The organism is Leifsonia sp. HAY1-4F, from assembly GCF_056755275.1.
Genome location: NZ_JBNDHX010000176.1, coordinates 1 through 3,370, shown reverse-complemented (window position 1 = coordinate 3,370; position 3,370 = coordinate 1). Strand labels below are relative to the sequence as shown.

General features: G+C 71.9%; 3 protein-coding genes and 1 pseudogene. 1 reads left to right on the top strand and 3 read right to left on the bottom strand.

The window, feature by feature from the left end; genetic code table 11:
• Together ACPYOG_RS18910 and purE are read right to left on the bottom strand one after the other, a co-directional pair.
• Nucleotides 1–304, bottom strand: a pseudogene (locus ACPYOG_RS18910) (LCP family protein); the annotation flags it as partial.
• A gap of 10 nt (nt 305–314) precedes the next feature.
• Nucleotides 315–818: a 5-(carboxyamino)imidazole ribonucleotide mutase gene (purE, locus tag ACPYOG_RS18905; protein WP_481295683.1), complete on the bottom strand. Its 504-nt coding sequence runs from the start codon at nt 816–818 to the stop codon at nt 315–317.
• 138 nt (nt 819–956) lie between these two features.
• On the opposite strand from purE, the gene ACPYOG_RS18900 reads away from it, so the two are divergent.
• Nucleotides 957–2,210, top strand: coding sequence for an acyltransferase family protein (locus ACPYOG_RS18900; protein ID WP_481295682.1), 1,254 nt, complete (start codon nt 957–959; stop codon nt 2,208–2,210).
• Between the two features lie 73 nt (nt 2,211–2,283).
• Here ACPYOG_RS18900 and ACPYOG_RS18895 read toward each other — a convergent pair.
• Nucleotides 2,284–3,370, bottom strand: a 1,087-nt coding sequence (locus tag ACPYOG_RS18895; protein ID WP_481295681.1) for a glycosyltransferase family 4 protein, incomplete at its 5' end; no start/stop codon positions are given.

Sequence of the window (3,370 nt, the reverse complement as noted above, 5' to 3'; positions counted from 1 at the left end):
TGAGCAGCACCCAGAGGACGGCGTAGGCGATCAGCAGCGCCTGGACCAGGGTGAGGCTGCCGGACTGGGTGAAGAGCGTGTAGATCGCCGAAGGCGAGAGCAGGTAGACGACCAGCGTCGCGATCGCGAGGAGCCAGAGCGTCAGGGTGGCGAGCACGCCGACGCGACCGAGGATGCGGTTGCCGGCGACCACTTGCGCGGAGCCGGGCAGCAGCACGTTCAGCGTGACCAGCCACCAGCCGCGCTTGGTCATCGTGCGGGGGGAGGTGGCGTCGGGATGGCGCAGCGGGGTGGCGATCGTCATGGCGCGGTTCTCACAGTCGGGCGCGCAGGGCCTGGTTCTTCTGCTCCACGCTGGCCTCCAGCTCGGCGGCGAAACGTGCGAGCGCCTGCGTCAGGGCATCGTCGGAGGTGGCGAGGATCTTGACCGCGAGGAGGCCGGCATTGCGCGCGCCGCCGATCGACACGGTGGCGACCGGCACGCCGGCGGGCATCTGCACGATGGCGAGCAGGGAGTCGAGGCCGTCCAGCCGTGCGAGCGGCACGGGGACGCCCACGACGGGCAGCGTGGTGACCGCCGCCAGCATCCCGGGCAGGTGCGCCGCGCCTCCCGCGCCGGCGATGATGACGCGGACTCCGCGGCCGGCCGCTTCCTTCCCGAAGGCGATCATCTTCTCCGGCGTGCGATGGGCCGAGACGACCTCGACCTCGTGCGCGATTCCGAACTCGGTCAGCAGCCGCGAGGCGTCCTCCATGACCGACCAGTCCGAGTCGGAGCCCATGACGACGGAGACGAGCGGCGACGTGTGTGCGGGCATAGCGATCATGCTAGGCGGCGGGTGCCGCGCTGCCGGTCCGCCACGCGGAGCACCCCCAGCTGACCCCTGAACAGGTCACAGGAACTGCCCAGGGCCACCCGGTACCGTCGCCGCCCTATGACGGGTACAGGTGGATGAATGGGACACGACACGAGACACGCCCCGGGCCGGCTGGCTGCCCTCGACGGTCTGCGCGGTATCGCCGCGATGGTCGTCCTCCTCCACCATTCTCTGTATACGAATCCGCAGTTCCCGGGTGCGCCGGGAGGGGGAACGGCGCCGACCGGCTCGGCGATGTGGTGGATCAGCTACACGCCTCTGAAGCTCTTCACGGCCGGTGTCGAGTCGGTCATCGTGTTCTTCGTGCTGTCCGGCCTCGTCGTGACGTTGCCGGTCATCCGCCGCCGCGGGTTCGACTGGGTCGCCTACTTCCCCCGCCGCGCCGTGCGGCTCCTCGTGCCGGTCATCGCGTCCGCCGTGCTCGCGGCTGCGTGGGTCATGGCGATCCCGCAGAACTCGACCCAGCCGGCCGGCACGTGGCTCAGTGACTCCTCCACCCCGAACTTCGGATGGGAGTACATCGTCAAGGCCGGCGACCTCCTGGGCGGCGACGGTCAGATCAACAATCCCCTGTGGTCGCTGCGCTGGGAGCTGATCTTCTCGCTCGCGCTGCCCGTCTTCGCCGTCGCTGCGCTCGCCGTGCGCAAGTGGTGGATGGGCGGCCTGGCGGCGGCGTGCGCCCTCACCTACCTGGGTGCGCACGCCGGCTCCGGTGCGCTGCAGTACCTGCCGGCGTTCTTCGTCGGCGCGGTCATCGCGGTCCGGCTGGAGGCGGTGCGAAACGTCGCGGAGCGCATCAACGCCCGCTGGTACCGGCATCCGCTCTGGGCGGGCCTCACGGTGGGCAGCTTGCTGCTGCTCATCGCGCCGTGGCTGGTGGGCCCGGACGTGGGCAGCATTCCGGAGCTCGATCCGGCTCTCAAGGGCCTGGTGCCGCTCGCCGCGGCCGGGCTGGTGGTCGCGGCGCTCGGCTGGAGCCCGCTCGGGGGACTGCTGAAGACGCGTCCTGTGCAGTTCGCGGGGGCGATCTCGTTCAGCCTGTATCTGGTCCACGTGCCGATCCTGATCTTCAGCACGTACCTGTTCGCGGACGAGCCGTGGTACGTGGCGCTGCTGTTCGGCATCCCGCTCGCGGTGATCGTCGCCGTCGGCTTCACCTGGCTGATCGAGAAGCGCAGCCACGGCTGGTCGAAGGCGGCCGGTCAGTGGGCGTCCGCGCGCTACAGCACCTGGTTCGGGCGGGAGGACGAGCAGGCCGCGGCGGGCTCGGAGGTCGCGGAGGCCGGTGCCCGCGATGCCCAGCCGGCCGCAGCGGGGAGTGCTCGCCGGTAGGTTGCGGTCCTGACCGCTCCGTCCGGGGGCCGAGGCGGCCGCTGAGGCAGCCGCTCGGCGTCGGAGCCCGGCGTCAGAGGTCGGCGTGCAGCTGCCAGACCCGCTCGGCGGAGTCGCGCCAGCTGAAGGCGCGAGCGCGGTCGGAAGCCAGTACGCCCAGCCGTGCACGGAGCTCGTCGTCGGCGAGCAGGCGCGCGATCGCCGCCGCGAGCCGCTCGGCGTATCCGTCATCGTCAGCGGTCGTCGTCGGTCGCTCGACCGCGAGGCCCGCGCCCGCCGCGACTTCCACCAGAGCCGGGTCGTCGGAGTGGATGACGGGTAGCCCGAACTTGAACGCCTCCACGATCGGGAGTCCGAATCCCTCTGCGAGGCTCGGATAGACGAACAGGGTGGCGCGGTCGAGCGCCACGGCGAGATCGGGATCCTCGAGCCGTCCGAGGGCGCGTACACGGTCCTCCGGCAGTCCGGCCGCGGCAGCGACGCCGGTGGCCGAGCGCTCCCCGATGCGGTCGGGGCCGGCGATGAGCAGCGGGATGGCCTCGGCCTCCGGCCGGGCGATGGCGCGGATCAGGGGCGCGATGCCCTTCCGCGGCTCCACCGTGCCCAGGGTGAACGCGTACCTCTCGGGCAGGCCGAGGCGCTCTGCGCGCTCGTCGGCATCCGGCGGCAGGCGCAGCGTCGTCGCCGGTGCGCCGCCGATGACGCGGATGCGGTCGCCGAAGTCGAGCGCCTCGCCGAGCCGGTTCGCGACGGCGTGCGTCGGAACCACGACCGCGTCCGCGTGCTTCTTCGCACGCTTCGCCATCGCCTTGGTCCAGAGCGTCAACGGCGTGCCCAGCGCTTCGGGATGCGTCCACGCGAGGGTGTCGTGAATGGTCACGGCCACCTGCTGCGGCACCTCCAGCCCGCTGTGGCGGCGCAGCGGGGCGAGGAGGCTCGGGGCGTGCAGCATGCCGGGAGGGCCGCCGACGGCGAGCCCCGACTGCCAGGCGAGCGCGAGCTCCCGCCGCGCCAGCGGCAACCCGGTGACGGTGGCCACGCCGGGCAGCCGGTCGCGGACGCTCTGCAGCTGCTCGTCGCTCACGTTCGAGACGATCGCCTCGACGTCGCAGCCACGCGGAGCAGTGGCGATGAGCTGGCGCGTGAGCTCCTCCGTGTAC

Excerpts from the sequence above, each read along its gene's own strand:
- purE (WP_481295683.1), bottom strand. The coding sequence starts at position 818 with ATGCCCGCACACACGTCGCCGCTCGTCTCCGTCGTCATGGGCTCCGAC.
- ACPYOG_RS18900 (WP_481295682.1), top strand. The coding sequence starts at position 957 with ATGGGACACGACACGAGACACGCCCCGGGCCGGCTGGCTGCCCTCGAC.